Origin of the sequence: Paenibacillus sp. FSL R5-0636 (assembly GCF_037974255.1) — a bacterium.
Classification (GTDB): domain Bacteria; phylum Bacillota; class Bacilli; order Paenibacillales; family Paenibacillaceae; genus Paenibacillus_AQ; species Paenibacillus_AQ odorifer.
Genome location: NZ_CP150232.1, coordinates 704,486 through 723,340, shown reverse-complemented (window position 1 = coordinate 723,340; position 18,855 = coordinate 704,486). Strand labels below are relative to the sequence as shown.

General features: G+C 47.8%; 13 protein-coding genes. 4 read left to right on the top strand and 9 right to left on the bottom strand.

Translation table 11 applies throughout. The features are described 5' to 3' along the window. Positions 1 to 117: 117 nt before the first annotated feature. The 4 genes from guaA to MKX34_RS03175 form a co-directional block, all read right to left on the bottom strand. Positions 118 to 1,656 (bottom strand): glutamine-hydrolyzing GMP synthase, encoded by a 1,539-nt coding sequence (guaA, locus tag MKX34_RS03190; RefSeq protein ID WP_036679874.1) that lies wholly within the window; start codon positions 1,654 to 1,656, stop codon positions 118 to 120. A gap of 162 nt (positions 1,657 to 1,818) precedes the next feature. Further along, positions 1,819 to 4,158 (bottom strand): transglutaminase-like domain-containing protein, encoded by a 2,340-nt coding sequence (locus MKX34_RS03185; RefSeq protein WP_076273186.1) that lies wholly within the window; start codon positions 4,156 to 4,158, stop codon positions 1,819 to 1,821. Beyond that, on the bottom strand, positions 4,127 to 5,491 hold the full coding sequence (locus MKX34_RS03180) for a DUF58 domain-containing protein (RefSeq protein WP_076106064.1): 1,365 nt from the start codon (positions 5,489 to 5,491) through the stop codon (positions 4,127 to 4,129). Before MKX34_RS03180 ends, MKX34_RS03185 begins: the two co-directional genes overlap by 32 nt. A gap of 128 nt (positions 5,492 to 5,619) precedes the next feature. After that, complete coding sequence (locus MKX34_RS03175; protein WP_076106061.1) at positions 5,620 to 6,993, bottom strand: polysaccharide deacetylase; 1,374 nt, start codon at positions 6,991 to 6,993, stop codon at positions 5,620 to 5,622. A 107-nt stretch (positions 6,994 to 7,100) separates the two neighbouring features. Between MKX34_RS03175 and MKX34_RS03170 the strand changes: the two genes are divergently transcribed. Then, positions 7,101 to 7,769, top strand: a complete 669-nt coding sequence (locus tag MKX34_RS03170) for a DedA family protein (protein ID WP_076106058.1) — start codon at positions 7,101 to 7,103, stop codon at positions 7,767 to 7,769. A 14-nt stretch (positions 7,770 to 7,783) separates the two neighbouring features. Here the strand turns inward: MKX34_RS03170 and MKX34_RS03165 are convergent, their stop codons facing one another. Further along, positions 7,784 to 9,046, bottom strand: a complete 1,263-nt coding sequence (locus tag MKX34_RS03165) for an MFS transporter (protein ID WP_076106056.1) — start codon at positions 9,044 to 9,046, stop codon at positions 7,784 to 7,786. Positions 9,047 to 9,196: 150 nt separating this feature from the next. On the opposite strand from MKX34_RS03165, the gene MKX34_RS03160 reads away from it, so the two are divergent. Both MKX34_RS03160 and MKX34_RS03155 read left to right on the top strand, forming a co-directional pair. Beyond that, the gene (locus MKX34_RS03160; protein ID WP_076106054.1) at positions 9,197 to 10,138 is read left to right on the top strand and encodes a YafY family protein; all 942 of its coding nucleotides are present in this window, start codon (positions 9,197 to 9,199) and stop codon (positions 10,136 to 10,138) included. Positions 10,139 to 10,233: 95 nt separating this feature from the next. Beyond that, a complete protein-coding gene (locus MKX34_RS03155) occupies positions 10,234 to 10,539 on the top strand; it encodes a zinc ribbon domain-containing protein (RefSeq protein WP_051491091.1) in 306 nt (101 codons plus the stop codon). Between the two features lie 85 nt (positions 10,540 to 10,624). On the opposite strand, the gene MKX34_RS03150 is transcribed toward MKX34_RS03155, so the two are convergent. From MKX34_RS03150 to bcp, 4 genes are all read right to left on the bottom strand, one after another. Next, positions 10,625 to 12,136, bottom strand: coding sequence for a DHA2 family efflux MFS transporter permease subunit (locus MKX34_RS03150; RefSeq protein WP_076106051.1), 1,512 nt, complete (start codon positions 12,134 to 12,136; stop codon positions 10,625 to 10,627). A gap of 5 nt (positions 12,137 to 12,141) precedes the next feature. Further along, entirely contained in the window at positions 12,142 to 12,585 is a 444-nt protein-coding gene (locus MKX34_RS03145) for a MarR family transcriptional regulator (protein ID WP_036679864.1), read from the bottom strand. Between the two features lie 215 nt (positions 12,586 to 12,800). Next, positions 12,801 to 17,084, bottom strand: coding sequence for a 2-hydroxyacyl-CoA dehydratase (locus MKX34_RS03140; RefSeq protein ID WP_081384003.1), 4,284 nt, complete (start codon positions 17,082 to 17,084; stop codon positions 12,801 to 12,803). 123 nt (positions 17,085 to 17,207) lie between these two features. Beyond that, complete coding sequence (bcp, locus tag MKX34_RS03135) at positions 17,208 to 17,675, bottom strand: thioredoxin-dependent thiol peroxidase (protein ID WP_080742389.1); 468 nt, start codon at positions 17,673 to 17,675, stop codon at positions 17,208 to 17,210. A gap of 105 nt (positions 17,676 to 17,780) precedes the next feature. Between bcp and MKX34_RS03130 the strand changes: the two genes are divergently transcribed. Next, complete coding sequence (locus MKX34_RS03130; protein WP_076106049.1) at positions 17,781 to 18,827, top strand: LCP family protein; 1,047 nt, start codon at positions 17,781 to 17,783, stop codon at positions 18,825 to 18,827. The last annotated feature ends 28 nt before the right edge of the window (positions 18,828 to 18,855 follow it).

Sequence of the window (18,855 nt, the reverse complement as noted above, 5' to 3'; positions counted from 1 at the left end):
CCAGTTTATCACATTCTCTAAAGTTGCTATATAGGGTCCGTCACAAGCTTCACGGTTAATAAAAAAACCTGCAGTCCCTTAATAAATAAGGAGCTGCAGGTTTCTTATTGCTATATGCTATTCCCACTCAATCGTTGCAGGTGGTTTCGAAGTAATGTCATACACTACGCGGTTTACATTCTCAACTTCGTTGACAATACGTACAGAGATTTTTTCAAGAACATCCCATGGGATACGTGCCCAGTCAGCTGTCATGCCGTCGATGGAAGTTACTGCACGAACACCTACTGTGTAGGAATACGTACGAGCATCACCCATAACTCCGACACTCTTCATGTTAGGCAGGGCAGTGAAGTATTGCCAAATTTCACGGTCTAATCCCGCTTTAGCAATTTCCTCTTGCAGAATGTAGTCAGAATCACGAACGATAGTAAGCTTGTCCTCTGTTACTTCACCCAAGACACGAATAGCAAGACCTGGACCTGGGAAAGGCTGACGCCATACGATCGCACGTGGCATGCCCAGCTCTTCACCGAGTTTACGAACTTCATCCTTGAACAAGGTGTTTAGCGGCTCGATCAAGCTGAATTTCATATCTTCTGGCAGACCGCCCACATTGTGATGGGATTTAATGGTTTGCGCTGTAGCTGTTCCACTCTCAACGATATCCGTATAAAGCGTACCTTGTGCAAGGAATGAAAAATCTCCGAGCTTAGCCGACTCTTCGTCGAAGCAGTAGATAAACTCGTTACCAATGATTTTACGTTTTTGCTCAGGATCTTCAACACCTGCAAGTTTGCTCATGAAGCGATCGCGTGCATCGATTTTCACTACATGAATATCGAATTTGCCTACGAAAGTCTCCATAACGCTTTCTGCTTCACCTTTACGCAGAAGGCCGTGGTCAATAAACATACAAGTCAATTGATCTCCGATTGCACGGTGGATAAGCATAGCCACAACGGAAGAATCCACTCCGCCACTAAGAGCGCAGAGTACTTTTTTATCTCCGACTTGATTGCGAATATCTTGAACGGCTTCATCGATAAACGATTCCATTGTCCATTTGCCGTCGCAACCACAAACTTGGTATAAGAAGTTCGAGATCATCTCGTTACCTTGAACGGAGTGACGTACTTCTGGGTGGAATTGCACAGCGAACAATTTGCGCTCCGCATTGCTCATTGCTGCAATTGGAGCACTTTCTGTACCTGCATCCAGCTTGAAGCCTGTTGGAAGCTCAACTACATGGTCACCGTGGCTCATCCATACAGTCTGGCGGTTCTCCAATCCTGCAACTAAAGCAGTTCCTTCTGCAAAGTCAACATCAGCTTTACCATATTCCCGTTTAGCTGAACGTTCTACTTTACCATCAAGCTGATGAGCCATCAGCTGCATACCATAACAAATACCGAAGATCGGCACTCCTAGATCATAAATAGCCGGATCTACGTGTGGTGCATCTTCAGCGTATACACTGCTAGGTCCGCCAGAGAAGACAATTCCTTTAGGCGAAAGTGCTTTAATCTTGTCAACTGGCGTATTGTACGGCAAAAGTTCGCTGTATACTCCCAGATCCCGAATTCTGCGCGCGATAAGTTGGTTGTATTGTCCCCCAAAATCGAGAACGACGATAATTTCATTTGGCTTGTTCATTACGTGCCTCCCTTGATTATTGGATTCATTATACTCATGGTTAATTCTCATCGTCAAGGAAAGGAGGACACGCCTCTCATAATCAGAGAGTGATAAAACTTCATGCAGAACCTTCCTTGCTATGGCATAAATTAGATAGCGGATCTAAGCGTTCTTGGCCGTTTATGTTAAACGGAAGGTAATGAGCAGACATTCGCGGATAAACGCGGCCGCATCAGAAGCCGCAGGCTCGCCGCCAAGGTCGGGAGCGGAGTTTACGGAATTGCCGCGGGCAGAGATCACGGCTGTGGAGGCCAAAGCTGGCGCGTACGCCAGGGTCTCCCACTGGCGGACGAACTGCCGGACGGCTACATCTAGTCCGGCATCGTAAATCCGCAGGGAGTCCACATACTCCCTGCCAGTAACGCCGGGCGGCGGCGGTCCAAACCGCTCCGCCAGCCCGTGCCAAGCCAGAGAGGCCGCGCGCAGCTGCCTCTCACGGCTCAAGCTGCTGCCGCGACACGCGGCCAGCAGCAGAGCCAGACTGCGCCGCCAGCGCCAAGCGGCGGCGGGAAGCAGCGCCGCGGCAGTCAGCGGCGCTGAAAAGGGTCCGCCCGCCAGCGGCAGGACGGGTAGTTCCGCGCTGCGCGTTGCTTGCGGCGCGAGCGCCGCTGCCGCAGGCCGTGCCGGCGCGGGGAAGCCAGCCGCAAGCGCAGGACCCGGCGTCGGATCGAAAGGAACCCAACCTGCGCCGGCAAAATAAACCTCTACCCAAGCATGCGCATCCCCTTGGGTGACTAAATACTTCGCCGGCATGGCTTCCTCCTGCTGGGTTCCAGGTCCGTACCCTTGAACATACCGCGCTGGAATGCCTGTGCTTCGCAGCAATACGGTCATCGCTGTTGCAAAATGCACACAATAACCTTGCTTGGTCTCAAACAGGAAATGATCCACAAAATCAGCGCCAGCTGGCGGAACCATGGTATCCAGCGTGTAAGAATACCCGTTTTGCAAATAATCCCGAATGGCGGTTGCGGAGTCATATCGGTTACCCGAGGAAGCTGTGAGCTTCTCTGCCAGAGCTTTCACTCGCTCAGGTAATAAATCAGGTAGCTGCAAATATTTGTTCTTTATTTCTTGAGGATCAGCATCACCCAACCCGCGCAGCAGTACTGGATTACTCTCGGGAAGTATAGAATCAACTATATACTCAGTGATCCGAGTTGAACCCGCCGAATCTGGCAGACGAAAGGTATCCCTGTCCTTATTCGCCAGAACATAACCAAGCTGGCTGCCATTAGATAGTTGAACTGTCTCAACATCCGTTATGGTGCCCGCATTGAATACAGGAATTCCTCCGGAAGAAGGGCTGGCAAATTGTATCCGCTGTTGTAAAGTCCGTCCACCATTAGTAGTAGTTACCGTCGCCGGAATCTGAGGCAGGCTGGACAAGTTAAGCGGAGTAAATTCCTCACCCCCTCTGATCCAACGGCGTCCGTCATAATAGGCAATGCTCTCCCCGCGCCAATAGGTACGCAGGCTGGTCAATGCTGCGAAGACTGGCTCGGTATTGCGTGACAATGGAGCACCCAGTTCTCCATCATTTGTACTATACCCTGTTGTTCCTGCAGGTATAGCCTCATTATCTTCCGGCATATGGCCCGAAGCCCATTCCTGCAGCTTTTCAAAGGTTGACTGGAGTGTAGTTTGGTTAGGCGGTCGTACTTCATATACCTGCCCACCGAACCATGCTGTCATCATTACGAATATGGCAGCCGCTAATGCCAAAACTCCCCATCGGGCATACGGCAGGTGAATGCTGCCCACCCGTTCCCGCAGACGGAGCAAACCACTCATTGCTTGCATCCATACAATAAGCCCCACTGATATTACAACATCCGTTGTCGTATTAACGCCAAAGCCAATATCCAGAACCAATAGATAAATGAGGGTCACCGCTGTAAACAGCAGCGTGCTTCCTCTGAAAAGTGCAAGCTGCTGCACCGAAGATACCAGCAGCCCCCAGCCAACAATCAAAATCAAAAGTCTGCTGATCTCGCTAAGCTGAGAAACATGCCCTGAAAAGAGCAAAATCAGATCATTTGGAATTTCTACTGCATAAATGCCCAACCATCCTGTCCCTACGCTCTCACTGCATAGATATAGCCAAGCCGTGCCGATCATCAAACATTGGATACTTAGCAATAGCCATCCGGGAATCTGAAGGATTCCCCACATCAACAGCACGGCAGCAGAAATCATCAGAATCTGCAGCAATCTAGCAGTATCTTCCAATGAAGTCGTTCTATATAAAGGGAGCAGCCATTCTAAAAACAGCCCCAAAATAGCCAAAGAGAACAGCATGCGATAATACAGAGGTATCTTTCTCTGTTTACCGGCATGACTGCTCTCTAGTTTTTCCAAATGGAGCTGCTTTGGTTCCTTCCCACTTTGCCCATTCATAGAGAAGCTTGTGTCACCCGGTATCCGCTTACCGTAGCGTTGGTTTTCCGGATGATTCATGGTACTCTACCTCCCTGAGCCTGTAAGCTGGCAATGCATCATCCAGACAAAACATCCGTGCTCCCAGACGACCCAGACTATCCCCAACCGTTCCCCGCACAGGCTGGCGGATCTCCTGCAGCGTTACCTCCGCAGGCACCGGAGCTGGCTGATCCCAAGCATAATAGAGCTCAACTTTTACACCTTGCACTAAGAATTTAGCGATAACCTTAGCGGATTGTTCCTCTAATCTTCCGGTCACTATAGCAACGGTCATTCCCGGAATCCAGCCTCTAGAAGCATCCTCCAACAGCTCGGACAGGGTTCTTGTTCCATTCGGAGAAATATCAGTTAGAATATCCAGCACTCTCCCTGGGATTTTGCCCAGTCCTTCATGCCTAGCCATTCCTTCCGGCCAGCCTCCGCTGAATAACTGGACATAAGCACCTGACTGCTCAGCAAAGAGCATCAGCCCCATCGCCGTTGACACCGCCTTCTCAAATACCGGTGGCTGCTCTTCCCGACTGCCACGAGGTGTAAGTGCATTGGTTGGAATCTCATAGCTTTTTGGATCATTAGCCAACACGATACAGCTCATTTTTGCCTTTTCACGCTCTGGAACTTTGCTCTGCAGATTCCCTAGCCGGGCACTGTTCTTCCAATGGATTCGGCTAAGTGGATCACCGGGCTCATATTCCCGCGATTCCATGGTCTCATCATTGCTGTTTCTTCCCCTTCTGGAATAGAGCGAATCACCGCTAATAAAGCCGCTGTCCGGTACTGCTCCGCCATAATATAGGGGGGCTGGCAGCACTTTAATGCTATGCTCTTCAGCAGGCTCAGATCGGCCTGTGAACCAGCCGGGCAAATCTCCCCAGGTTACTCTACAGCCCTGCAAATGATGATGTCCGCGTAGCATATTCTCAAGAATGTAGGTGTATTCAAAAGAGCGTCTGAATCCCGGAAACAGTAGCTTGTGATGTCCTCTGTCCCCCCAAAAATCAGCGATAGTCAGCCATGGCAGTGGAAGCCGGGAAGAGAAATTCACCCGCACCTTCACAAGCAGTGTATTTCCAGCTATCGGTCTTACAGGAGTGATTGTACGTTCAATCTTTATCGCCCGTGGACCTGAAAGTTGAACGATAAGTCCGCCAACCATGATAACGCCTACAGCGATCAGCAGAAATAAGAGTGATGCGCCTCCGCGCCATGCATATAAAACACCTATAATTCCAGCCACAGTCAGCACCCGCAACCATTCAGCCAATGCACTACGGCTACGCGGATAGGAGAAGCTTCTAACTCTTTCAGTCTTGTTATTTAATTTGTGTTCTACTTTTTTTGAAGAGGACAATGGAACACCCTTCCTTTGGGTCTAGACTTGTTCCCAGCTGAGGAACTTATTACTATCTATTCTTCCCATGAAAAAGGGTGCCCAGACATTGTTTTTTTCTTTTAGAAAAACTGCCCGAGCGCTAAATCTCAGAAGGCTATTACCCGGCGCTCACCTTCCGTCACGCTTATATTTAAAGGAGGGTGATCGGCTGTCTCCAGCAGCTCACGCAGCGATACCCAGATAGAACCGCCAATCATCTCCACACTGGCACCGTTTATCTTTTGAACATGATCAGGAAGATTTAAAAGGAGTTCCTTGTTCGCCACATCCGCGATGATATCTTTGCCGTTCCAGGCAATCCTTCCACTGCGACTGCCCGCATCCCAGCTAATCTGCCCTCCCAGCCGTTCGATCACAGCGCGAAGTGGCACCATATATTTTCCTTTTTGCAGAGTATATTCACCTGGCGCCAGCTTCGTCTCCAGCTTTCCAACCTCCAGCACCAAAGGTTTGCCGGGCGCAAACAGCTCTGCGTTCGGTATGATATTCGAGGTGATCCAAGCTTCCGAAGGTTTCACTCTGCCCAAGCTATTGGCTTTTGAGGAGACTCTGAATTGTACAGGCTCCACCGTCTCATCTAAAAGGCCAAAGCTGTATCCAGCAGCCTTATAACGCGCAATAATATCAGGCAGTGCTTTAACACTCTCCTGATGGCCGCCGCCATCATGCAGCAGCAGAATAACCCGAGAGGATTTCAGATCCGCGGTTGACCCTTTTAAGATTTCTGACGCCGGTACCCCTTTGCGTTTGGAATCCCCGCTGTCCACCGTCCAATCCGTAACGATATAACCGGCTTGCTTCAACAAATTGAAGTAGGTATTATCAAAGTGATCAAAGGTTCCGCCCGGGGCGCGGATAAGTTGTGGGCGAACCCCTGTAATGCCCCGAATAATTTCTTCGGTCTTTTTAATCTGGCTCCAAAATTCAGTGAATCCACTATATAAATCATGGTAATTATGATTATAGGTATGATTGCCAATAGCATGTCCTTGTTCCCATATGGCATTAATTAGCTCTGGATGGCTTTTCGCTTGATTACCAAGGACAAAAAAGGTCGCCTTCACACCTTGCTGCTGTAAAATTTCAAGAACGTTGAAGGTATTGTCACTCGGTCCGTCGTCAAATGTAATATAGACTGTTTTTGAAGCTTTCTTTGCGGCTGTGATTGCCGAATATGTTGTTGACACCTTGGATACTTGTGCCGTACTGGAATTCAATTTAACTTCTGGAGAAGCAGTCACAATGGACTCTGCTTTAGGAGGCAATTCTTGCATCGCCACTAACGGGAGATTATTCTTAACAGAGACAGACTCCGCGCTTGCGGACTGTAATGAACGATTCATCCAAGAATCTACACTCTCCCCTGCGTTCCATCCCAGCATTACGATGACGATTACAACCATAACAAGCAATCCGCTTATCAAGTTTCGGCGGCCGTGAGTGTTTTTGTTACCTTTCATCTTCTCTACCTCCAGCATTCTATTGGCTCAAAAGCCATTTGGTAGATTGTATGAAGACAAGCTTCAAAATAGAATAAGGCAACTGCCCCTTGGAGAGTGAGAATCTTATGGAAATGCTGAACTTTATACAAGAATTATTCAGCAAATATGGATATAGCGTATTGTTTTTTGGATTGCTGCTCGAATTCGTTGCCTTGCCGTTTCCCGGAGAAACTACCATGGCTTTTGCAGGTTTCCTTTCCTATACGGGAAGACTTGATTTCATAACGCTGATTCTAGTGGCGTTTGCAGGGACCACCGCCGGGATGACCCTCACCTATTTTGTCGGATTAAAAGCCGGAATGCCCTTCATCCAGCGATACGGCAAGTGGTTGCTGTTCTCCCCTGCCAAGCTGGATAAAACGCAAAAATGGTTCGAGAAATACGGCAGCATCCTTATTTCCATCGGATATTTTATTCCAGGCGTTCGTCACTTCACCGGCTATTTTGCTGGTATAGTTGCGCTGCCCTTCCGTAAATTCGCCCTCTACGCTTATAGTGGAGCATTATTCTGGGTAGTGCTGTTTCTTGGCATAGGACGGGTATTTGGTCCGCAGTGGATGGGTATTTTCCATTTATTCGAGTTATATGCACTATGGATTATCTCCGGCGGTGTAGCTATAGCTGCCCTTGTAATCCTGTATCGCTACCGCAAAAAGATAAGCATCCGCCTGTTCCCGCGCAAAGCTGCCATAAAGCTACAGACTCAGGTTAAAAAAACTTCCAAGGGACGGTGAAGCCACCGCCCTTTTTAAGTACGTTTTTTCTTGCTGCGTACCCCCGCATATCCTGCAAGCAAAAGCGCAACTGCGGCAAATCCCGCTCCCCCAACAAACCCTACCATTCTTGGCTCCACCCCTTCTAATAGCCACCCGGCGAACAGCATAGATAACCCCAGCAGCGTATTTCCTACTGCAGACAGAAGTCCAAACACAAAGGGCTGTATAGCAGATGGCGCTTTCCGCATAACAAGCGTATCCAGACAGGCATTCCCCGTCCCCCCGGCAAATGACAGCAGAATATATAACATAAATGCTGCCGCAAAATGATTGCTGACACTGATGCCCATCAATAATACACCTTCAAGTAAAAGCCCTCCGATGGCTACAATCAGCAGCCCCTTTTTTAAATAACGTGAGGTGAAAAAACTAAGGCTAAGACCGACGCCAAGCGCCGCATAAAATGCCCCTACTCCAATATCCCCCGCGTGAAATACCTGTATCGCATAGACACTGATCAGTACATTATCCAGACCATTTAGCAACGGCACCAACAGCTCATAACCGAAAATGACCTGCAACGTTAGGCTTCCGCCAATTACCATTCCCAGAGCACGCAGTTGACCGTATTGTGCTTCTTTATTGGATTTTTCTAAGTCCCCCTCAGGTGAATATGTAGCCTTCTTAGCCACCGTCGCCATTTCCGTATGTTGTGGAAACTCGATACCGTAAATTAACATCGCCGCGATTAAAAAAGACACTGCATTCATAATGAACGCTGCCTCCGGACCAAACCACATCGACACCCCCCCTCCACTGAACGCCCCAAGGATCAGCACGCAGCCGCTCATTAACTGCTCTAGTCCGTTGACGGTCAGCAGAGAATCTTTGGTGACGAGCAAAGGGATAGTGGACTTACGAACAGGGCTGTAAATGGCTTCGCCCGCTGCCAGCAAAAAACTTGCCATATATAACAACCACAGGTTCTCCTCCCCATCCACCCATAAAAAGGCTAAGGCTACTGGGACCCTCAGCATATCTGTAGCTATCATGATATATTTGCGTGGAATTTTACTGCCAAGTATGCCTCCAAGCGGGGCCAGAAATAAATAAGGAAGCAGTCTCACACCTAACGAAATCCCCACCGCCATGCCTGATCCCGTCAACTGCAGAACCAGCGCCAGTACTGCAACGCTAGTAAAACGATCACCAATTCCATTGATCAAGCCGGCTGTGAACAATCGTGAATATCCCTTATGACTCCTAAACATCGCAACAGCTGAGTGATTATTCATAAAATAAACCTCATTTCATCTATTTATACATACATCTAATTAGATGTTAATCGAATCATTAATTTATGACAATGCTTTATTTTCAAGGATTTGCTAAGATGAAATACAGCATTACTTCACGGAAATCTCCGGGAAAGAAGGAATTGTCTTTTGAAAATAGATCGATTGCTCTCTATCGTTATCCTGCTAATGAACCGCCGCCTAATTCAGGCGAAGGAGCTAGCCGATATGTTCGAGGTATCTGTGCGCACGATTTATCGTGATATTGAAAGCATTAATGGAGCCGGAATTCCTATCGTCACCTATCAGGGAGCTAACGGTGGGATCGGGCTTATGGAAGGATACCGGCTGGACCGCAATGTCTTGACGGATCGTGAGCTGGCGGATATTTTCACGGCTCTGCAGAGCGTCTCGTCTTATGGAGGAAATGAACATACGCTGCTCATGGAAAAGATCAGCAGCGTAATCCCGCCCTCCCAATCCGCCGCCTTCCGCAGCAAAACGACTCAGCTCATCATCGACTTCTCCCCATGGGGTCTTCAACGTATTTTGGAAGAGAAGCTTGCCACTCTAAAAGAAGCACTTGAGGAAAGCGTGACCGTAAACTTTGATTATGTAGATGCTGCGGGTCAGACAAGCCAGCGTTCGGTAGAGCCCTATACTTTAGTGCTGAAGGGGCAAGCCTGGTACTTATATGGATTTTGTCTGAATCGTCAGGATTTCCGTCTGTTTAAGCTGTTGCGCATGAAAGAGCTCGTTAAGAATACCCAAGTTTTTATTGCAAAAGATGTAGATGCAAGCGAGCTGCCTTGGAGCAACGAGTATCAGAGATCAACCGTAACAACAGCAACACCCATCGTTTTGCAGTTTAAGGCTGAAAGCAAACATCTAGCGGAAGAGCGGTTTGATTCTACCGAGCTACTGCCCGACGGTAATGGAGGTTACAAGGTTACCATCAACTATCCTGAGGATGGATGGCTATATGGTTTCCTGCTAAGCTTCGGGATGCATGTAGAGGTCTTAGAGCCACCGCATATTCGGCAAAAGCTGGGGCAGCTTGCAGCAGGCATAGGAGCAAAATATACAACCTAACAATAAACCTGACGGAATGCCGTCAGGTTTATTGTTCTATACTGAACTTAAAGCGGGCGCTCGAGAGCTTGCATACCTTTAAAGGAGTGTTAAATATGGGACATGAACATGTAGAGCAAGGAGATCTTAAAATTTGTCAAAGCTGTGGGATGCCAATGCCTACGGCAGAATTGCTTGGAACGGACCAGGATGGCAACAAGATCGAAGATTACTGCGTGTACTGCTATGAGAATGGTGCATTCAAACAGCCTAACATCACGTTGCAAGAAATGGCTGACATTTGTACAGGCTATATGGTCGAAGAAGGAATGGACGAGAATGTTGCCCGTAAACTTCTCGCGGAGCAGCTGCCACATCTGAAACGTTGGAGCGATCCTGCAGCTGTGTCTCCAGCTAACTAATAGCAGCACAACAAAAAGAAGCGCCCTACGGAACCATAACGGTTTGTAGGACGCTCTTTTTCTTCATTCTTTTTTGCCCAGCTTTTTATTGATTGTCCTGCTGTGGCTGCACTTCTTCCGTCTTCAGGAAGTCTGGCTGCGGTGAAGTCTTTTTAATAAAGAAAGCCAATACCAAAGCAACTACAGTGATCCAGGTAGCAATGTTAAAGGCATGCGTAACCCCGCTAATTGTAGCCTCTTGCGTAAGCTTAAGCATGGCTGCTTTATCGTTTAACGAAACCGTTCCGCTCATAAGCGTATCAGTGATTGTGCTCTTCGTCTTATTGGTCATTAGACTGACGAACAACGCCATTCCCAGCGCGCCCCCGACCGTCCGCAGCGTATTCGACATTGCTGTACCATGCGAGCTTAAACGCTGTGGAAGCTGGTTAAGTCCAGCCGTTACAATCGGCATCGATAACATCGACATGCCTAACATCCGAACCGTGTAAGTAATAATCATATGCGTATACGTCGTACTGTCTGTAAGCTGGCTGAATTGCCAAGTCGTAATTACTGTAATAATCAGGCCTACCACAGACAGCCATCTTGCCCCGATTTTATCAAATATAATCCCCGTGATTGGAGACATAATTCCCATTAGAATGGCTCCCGGCAGCAGCATAAGACCGGACTCCATTGGTGTAAAACCACGGATCGTCTGCAAATAAATCGGCAGCAAAATCATACCCGAATATAAAGCCATCGTAATGATGATATTGATTAATGTCGTGAGTGAATACATATTGTATCTGAAAATCCGGAACTCAAGCAGTGGTGTCTCAGCCTTAAGCTCTCTCCATACGAATAAAGCCAGTGCAATCACACCCACAATGAGGCAGGTAATGACTGTTGCACTTCCCCAACCATCGGTTCCAGCATCACTGAAGCCGTACAACAATCCCCCAAAACCAATTGTAGACAGGATAACACCCGTTTTATCCAGTTTCGGAGAGGTTGTTTGCCCTACATTTTGCATTGTTTTCATACCTAGCAAGGTAGAAAGAATGGCCAGCGGAAGAACGATAAAGAACAATACGCGCCAAGAATAGTTCTGAACTACCCAGCCTGACAACGTTGGACCTACAGCTGGAGCAAAAATCATGGCTACCGCCATTAGCCCCATCGCTTTCCCCCGCTCTTCAATTGGGAAGATACGAAGAAACACAATATTCATTAACGGCATCAAAATCCCTGCGCCAACCGCCTGTATGACTCTGCCGACCATGATCATTTCAAAGCCTGTTCCGATTCCACAGACAAGTGTGCCTAACGAAAAAAGTGACATCGCGGTGATGAATAGCTGGCGGGTCGTAAACTTTTCCACCAGAAATGCACTAATCGGTATCAGCACACCGTTCACGAGCATAAATCCCGTTGTTAGCCACTGTGCCGTATTCGTAGCGATTTTTAGATCGTCCATTATGCTCGGCAATGCCACATTAAGAAGTGTTTGGTTCAAAAGTGCGACAAACGCACCTATTAAGAGCGCTGCAATAATCGGTCCTCTACGTATTCCCTTAGTTGCCGCTGCAGCGTTACCTGTAATTGTACTCATAAATTCTATTTGTCTCTCCCCTGCTCTAAGATCTGAATGATTTCGTTATGAATCCTAAGTAATTCACCTGCATCCTTGGCAGGTATATTGGATAGTGGAAGTAAGTGTCTTCTGAGCGATTGCTTACTTCTTTCCCTGATCTCTCTGCCCTTTTCAGTAATCGCCAAGTTGTATATACGCCGATCTACCTCAGAGCGCTGTCTTGTGATCAAATCGGCTTTCACCATCCGGTCCACTACGCCGCTCGCTGCACTGTTCCCCAAATGTAATAGCTCGGCAAGATCTGTAATGCCAATATCGGGATTTGCAGATATTTTGCGGAGAACCATTAACTGTGTTGGTGTGATGTCCAGCTCTTCGGCATCCTTCCACAGCAACTGCTGGAATGCATGGCTAATCCGGCGAAAAGAGGAGAAAATATCATCTAATTGCTGCTCCTTATCTTCCAAATCTTCACCTCCAAAGAATTAATTAGTTAGATCATCTAATAGTTCGCATGCGTACTATTTTACACCTTAACTAAATTTCGGTCAATAATTTGCTGTAACTTTCTGAAAGGTAATTTTATATTGCAGGAAAAACATGAAAATCATACATAAGTGCACAAAGCATAAAAAAGCGAACCAAGGTAGATCCTTGGTCCGCTTTTTCGTCTGAACAATGCTCAGGTTAAGCTGTATGAACTTTCAGGTAAAGTCTGCTGCTGAGGCTTATCCGGCAGTTTTAAATTAGACGGCTTAGTCTCTTCCTGGCTGCTGGCAATTGACATCATCAGCTTGATCCGATTCGCTTGGTTGACTACGCTGACTCCAGCATCATAGTCAATCGCCACGATATTTGCACCCGGATATAATTCCTTAAGACCTTTAATCATCCCACGCCCGGTGATATGGTTGGGCAGGCACGCGAACGGTTGAATACAGGCGATGTTGTTCACTCCATTATCCAACAAATCCATCATTTCTGCGGTTAAAAACCAGCCCTCACCCATCTGATTTCCTACGGACACCAGTCGGCTGGCCTTCTCGGCAAGACCATAAATATTCTCCCGTCCTTTAGCTAACCCCGCATCCTCAAGGGCAACCTTAATCGGCTTACGGTAAATTTCCAGATAAGAGATCAGCATGGGATTGATATAGCCGAGCCGTTTGCTTTTGCCGAATTGCTCAGCTTTGTAGATCGGATTATATACACAATAGAAAATGAAATCCAGGAAGTCCGGCATTACCGCCTCCCCGCCCTCTGCCTCGATCATCTCTATAATGCGGTTATTGGCATCCGGATGGAATTTGATCAGGATCTCACCGACAATGCCCACTCTTGGTTTAGCAATACCCGTAACGGGCAGCTTGCAGAACTCTGCAACAATCTCACGAATCAGGCGTTTGTATTCTCGGAATGAAAAGTTGGATAAGCTTGCCTTGCAACGCTCCATCCCTTTGCGGAATAGAACTTCCGCACTTCCTGGAACAACCTCATGCGGCCTAAAGTGATTTAACATCCGCATCATAAGATCACCATAACAAGCGGCAGCTATCAACCGATTCGCCAGCTTAAGACTGATGCGGAAACCCGGCTGATTCTCCATCCCTGAAGCATTGAGTGAAATCACCGGAATTTGTTCAAGGTCTGAATCCTTTAAGGCTTTGCGCAGCAAAGAAATATAATTCGTAGCCCGGCAGCCGCCACCCGTCTGTGACATAATCACAGCAGTACGATCCGGATCATATTCCCCACTCTTCAGCGCTGATAGAATCTGGCCAATCGTCACAATTGCCGGATAACACGCATCATTATTAACGTATCTCAGACCTTCTTCTGTCTCTTCGGGTCCGGTCGTCTCAAGTATCTTCAGACGGTATCCGGCATCGCGAAACACCTGTTCAAACAATTCAAAATGAATAGGCGACATCTGTGGTGCAAGAATGGTATAGGTCTCTTTCATTTCCTTCGTAAATAACACATTAGCCTGCACTTTTGGCGGCTTTTGCGGCACTACCTTACCTTTTTCACGCTCACGCATTGCCGCCAGCAATGAACGAAGCCGAATGCGCGCTGCACCAAGATTGCTGATCTCATCGATTTTGATCAATGTATATACCTTGTTATGTCTTTCCATAATATCCTGTACGGCATCACAAGTGATCGCATCGATCCCACAGCCGAAGGAAGTCAATTGAACAAGCTCCAGATCCGAGCGGACTGCAGCAAGGCGGGCTGCACGGTACATCCGGGCATGGTAGGTCCACTGATTCACAACAGCCACATCTCCTTCGCTGTGGTCCAGGTGGCAGACAGAATCTTCTGTCAGCACGGCGAGTCCCATCCCGGTTATCATATCCGCTATCCCGTGATTAATCTCAGGATCGGCATGATAAGGGTGCCCGCAGAGCAGGATTCCTTTGGTTCCAGTATCAGCTAGATACACAAGGGTCTCCTCACCTTTAGTACGCACATCACTTTTGGCGTTATCAGCCTCTGTAAGTCCCGCCTGCACCGCGGACGTAATCTCATCTCGCGGAATGCTGGTAAATGTCTTCACCAGCCCTTTGGTCAGCGCAGAAATATCATCAAAGGTCAGGAATGGACTGACAAGCTTGATTCCATTGTCCTTTAACCCATCCATATTGTTGCGAATGACTTCGGGGTACGAGGCGACCACTGGACAATTGAAGTGATTATCCGCGGCTTCATCTTCTTTTTTCTCATACACCACCGCTGGATAAAAAATAAAATCGACACCTTTACCGATCAGGCTTTGCACATGTCCATGTGCCATCTTCGCAGGATAACATATCGATTCTGAAGGAATTGTATCCATTCCGCTTTCGAAAAGCTTCTTGCTGGATTTAGGGGAGAGAATCACCCGATAGCCAAGTTTGGTGAAAAAGGTGTGCCAGAACGGGTAATTCTCAAACATATTCATGGTACGCGGAATCCCGACGGTCCCCCGCCATGCCCCTGTTTCCGGTAAACTCTCGTACTCAAAAAACCGTTCATATTTATACTGCATCAGATTCGGCAGGACATTTTTCTCTTTTTTGACTCCTGCGCCACGTTCGCAGCGATTGCCGGTCACATAAAAGCTCTTATCCGGAAAACGACTGATCGTCAGCGCACAGTTATTCCCACAGCGGCCACAGCGGCCTGAAGAAACCTCATATTTAAAGCTGGCAAGCTCCTCTGGTCCAAGCAGCGTACTGGATCCGTTAACCCCGGCTTGCTCACGCGCAATCAGTGCACAGCCGTAAGCCCCCATTACGCCAGCTATATCCGGTCTAACCACCGTCCGCCCCGTCAAGGACTCAAAGGCGCGCAATACAGCTTCATTATAGAAGGTACCGCCCTGAACGATGATATTTCGCCCTAAGTCCTCCGGATTGCGGATTTTAATTACCTTTTGCAGAGCATTCTTGATCACAGAGTAGGCAAGACCCGCCGATAAATCCGCTAATGACGCGCCCTCCTTCTGAACCTGCTTAACCTTAGAGTTCATAAATACCGTGCAGCGCGAGCCCAAATTAACAGGCTGAGTCGCTTCGAGTGCAGTCTTAGCAAATTCCTCGATGCCAAGTCCCAGGGCAGAGGCAAAGCTCTCCAGAAAAGAGCCACACCCCGCTGAACAGGCTTCATTGAGCATAAGGCTGTCGATAGCACCGCCACGGATCTTAATGCACTTCATGTCCTGACCACCGATATCCAGTATGAAATCTACTTCTGGCATGAACTTGGAAGCTGCCTTGTAGTGTGCAACAGTCTCTACTTCTCCGCCATCCGTCCGCAGAGCGGCCTTGATTAACCCCTCACCGTACCCTGTCACATATGAGCCTGCAATGTGGCAGCCTTCAGGCAGAACCCGGTAGATCTCCTTCAGTGCATCGCTGACCGAATGCAGCGGGTTGCCTTTGTTGCTGCCATAAAAGGTATAGAGAATTTCGTCAGCGGAACCGGTTAACACGAGTTTAGTTGTAGTTGAGCCGGCATCAATCCCTAGATAACAGGGTCCACGATATAAGGCTAAATCTGATCTCGCTGCAGAGGCTTTGCCGTGACGAAGCCGAAATTCTGCAAGCTCGGCGGCATTCTCAAAAAGCGGCGGCAATTCAGCATCCGCAGCTCGATCCGCAGTAAAATCAACTGCCGCAATTCGCGTGATCCAGCTTGAAAGTGGCAACACGACTGGATCAGCATCGGAGAGCGCAGCTCCAATCGCCACGAAATACTGTGAGCGTTCCGGGAACAGGATATCCTCCTCCGCCAGCTCCAGCGTTTCCGCAAAACGCTGCCGCAAGGCAGGCAGGAAGGTCAGCGGGCCGCCAAGAAAAGCCACCCGTCCTCGAATCGGACGTCCACAAGCAAGACCGCTAATCGTCTGATTAACGATACTCTGGAAGATCGAAGCCGCCACATCCTCCCGGCGTGCTCCTTCATTAAGCAGCGGCTGTACATCGCTTTTGGCAAATACACCACAGCGTGAAGCTATGGGATAGATTCGCTCATGCTTCTCCGCCAAAACATTTAAGCCTGCCGGATCGGTCTGCAGCAGCGCTGCCATCTGATCGATGAACGCTCCCGTTCCGCCCGCGCAGGCTGTATTCATACGCTGCTCAATGCCGCCCCGAAGATATATTATCTTAGCGTCCTCTCCACCCAGTTCAATCGCCGTGTCACATTCCGGGATCAGCGCACTGATCGCCTTCGTGCAGGCTATCACCTCCTGAATAAAGGGAACTCCACCTAATTTGGATAAAGACAAACCCGAGGAACCGCTTACAGTAAGCCTAGCTCCCCTCTCTGGGAATCTGTCGCGTACATCAGACAGAAGAGAGAGGGCCGCTTTTTTAATATCGCTATAATGTCTTACATAGTCTTGATAAACAATGATGTCCCGCTCTATGACAACTAATTTAGCAGTAGTTGATCCGATATCAAGCCCAATATGCAGCATTATCACTCCACCACCTCTTCTTGCTCCAAATTTGAAGCAATTATGAGGAAACTATATCATGACAACACCTTATATAAGCTGTTAAAAATGTAATAGACATCTATAAAAAGTAATTAGTAAAATTTATGATTCGCTTATTCCTGCTATCGTGTTTGCGACATGCCCTTTTACCCGTACCTTCCGCCATTCTTCCACTAATATCCCCTGCTCATCAATCAGAAAAGTAGATCGCACAATCCCCATAAACTCTTTGCCGTAAAGTTTCTTAAGCTGCCATACGCCGAACATTTCACTTACCTTATGATCCTCATCAGACAGCAGTGGAAAGGGCAGACTATGCTTCTCTGTAAATTTAGCGTGCGATGTCAAAGAGTCCGGACTAATGCCCAGAACAACCGCACCCACCGCCGTGATTTGATCAAAAGCGTCACGGAATTCGCAGGCCTCCTGCGTGCAGGCTGGTGTCATATTTTTAGGGTAAAAATATAAGATGACCTTTCGGCCCAAGTAATCACTCAAACTAACCTCATGCCCATTGGAAGAGGGAAGGGTGAAATTGGGTACTTTTTGTCCAATAGCTACTTCGTTCAAGATAGATCCACTCCTTCTTAAGATTGGGGAATTATTCCTAAATTGCACGTATCCCCAAAAGAAATTATAATGTAGTCAACGTGAATGCGAAAGGAAGAACGAGAAATGCCACCTAGAAAGAAAAGGCACGCAAAGACTGGTAAGTCAAAAAAGAAACCGCTGCTTTGGACGTTGGCCATTATACTCCTCCTTATTATCGGTGGGGCCATTTTCTACATTACAACCATTTACAATGAGCTTGGTAGCATGTCGAATACTGAAGATTCACCTTTCCAAAATGCAGAGACCGTTGATGTTGACACCCCTGAGCCTCCTAAATGGGAAGGTACAGAGCCGGTCAATATCCTATTAATGGGTGTGGATGCCCGAGGTGTGAAGAAAGGGGAAATCCCCCGTTCAGATACAATGCTCGTCGCTTCTCTTGACCCTGTGAAGAAGAAAATCAGTGTATTTTCAATACTGAGAGATACGTACGTTCCGATTCCGGATCATGGCGAGAAGCGTATTAATACAGCGATTATTTATGGACCTAATACTGCGATGCAGACCGTCAGCGATCTGCTCGGTATCCCAATTCAATATTATGTCTACACGGACTTCCAAGGATTCATCAAGCTGGTTGATGCCGTTGGGGGTGTGGATTATGAAGTCGAAAAAGATATGGTCTACAAAACCGTTGCAGACGGTCCGGAATATGATATTGATCTGAAAAAAGGATACCAGCATCTTGACGGCAACATGGCGCTACAATATGTTCGCTTTCGGCATGACGCTACCTCCGATTTCACTCGAACCGAGCGCCAACGCGGTTTTCTCAAGGCTGTGGCTGATAAGCTGATCAGTACCACCTCCATCGTCAAGCTGCCAAATATCCTGTCGCAGGTTACGCCTTATATTGAAACCAATATGTCAGTTAATGATATGTGGAAGCTGGCAAGCGTAGGGTATAATAGCAGTATGGGTGGCAGCGAGCAAATTCCGCCAATGGATCTGCTCACCGAGGAAACTACAAGTGACGGATCACAGGTTATTGGAATTCGTAGCGAAAAGAAGCTAAAAGAATTTATACAGGATACCATAAATGGTCCTGAGCCAACACCAACCCCTGCATCGGAGAACACCTCCAATAGCAGTTCTGGCGGGACCAATTAAGGGCCTGACAAGCAAAGTTCACATGTAC

Coding starts and splice junctions, on each gene's coding strand:
- guaA (WP_036679874.1), bottom strand. CDS start 1,656: ATGAACAAGCCAAATGAAATTATCGTCGTTCTCGATTTTGGGGGACAA.
- MKX34_RS03185 (WP_076273186.1), bottom strand. CDS start 4,158: ATGAATCATCCGGAAAACCAACGCTACGGTAAGCGGATACCGGGTGAC.
- MKX34_RS03175 (WP_076106061.1), bottom strand. CDS start 6,993: ATGAAAGGTAACAAAAACACTCACGGCCGCCGAAACTTGATAAGCGGA.
- MKX34_RS03170 (WP_076106058.1), top strand. CDS start 7,101: ATGGAAATGCTGAACTTTATACAAGAATTATTCAGCAAATATGGATAT.
- MKX34_RS03165 (WP_076106056.1), bottom strand. CDS start 9,046: ATGAATAATCACTCAGCTGTTGCGATGTTTAGGAGTCATAAGGGATAT.
- MKX34_RS03155 (WP_051491091.1), top strand. CDS start 10,234: ATGGGACATGAACATGTAGAGCAAGGAGATCTTAAAATTTGTCAAAGC.
- MKX34_RS03150 (WP_076106051.1), bottom strand. CDS start 12,136: ATGAGTACAATTACAGGTAACGCTGCAGCGGCAACTAAGGGAATACGT.
- MKX34_RS03140 (WP_081384003.1), bottom strand. CDS start 17,084: ATGCTGCATATTGGGCTTGATATCGGATCAACTACTGCTAAATTAGTT.
- MKX34_RS03130 (WP_076106049.1), top strand. CDS start 17,781: ATGCCACCTAGAAAGAAAAGGCACGCAAAGACTGGTAAGTCAAAAAAG.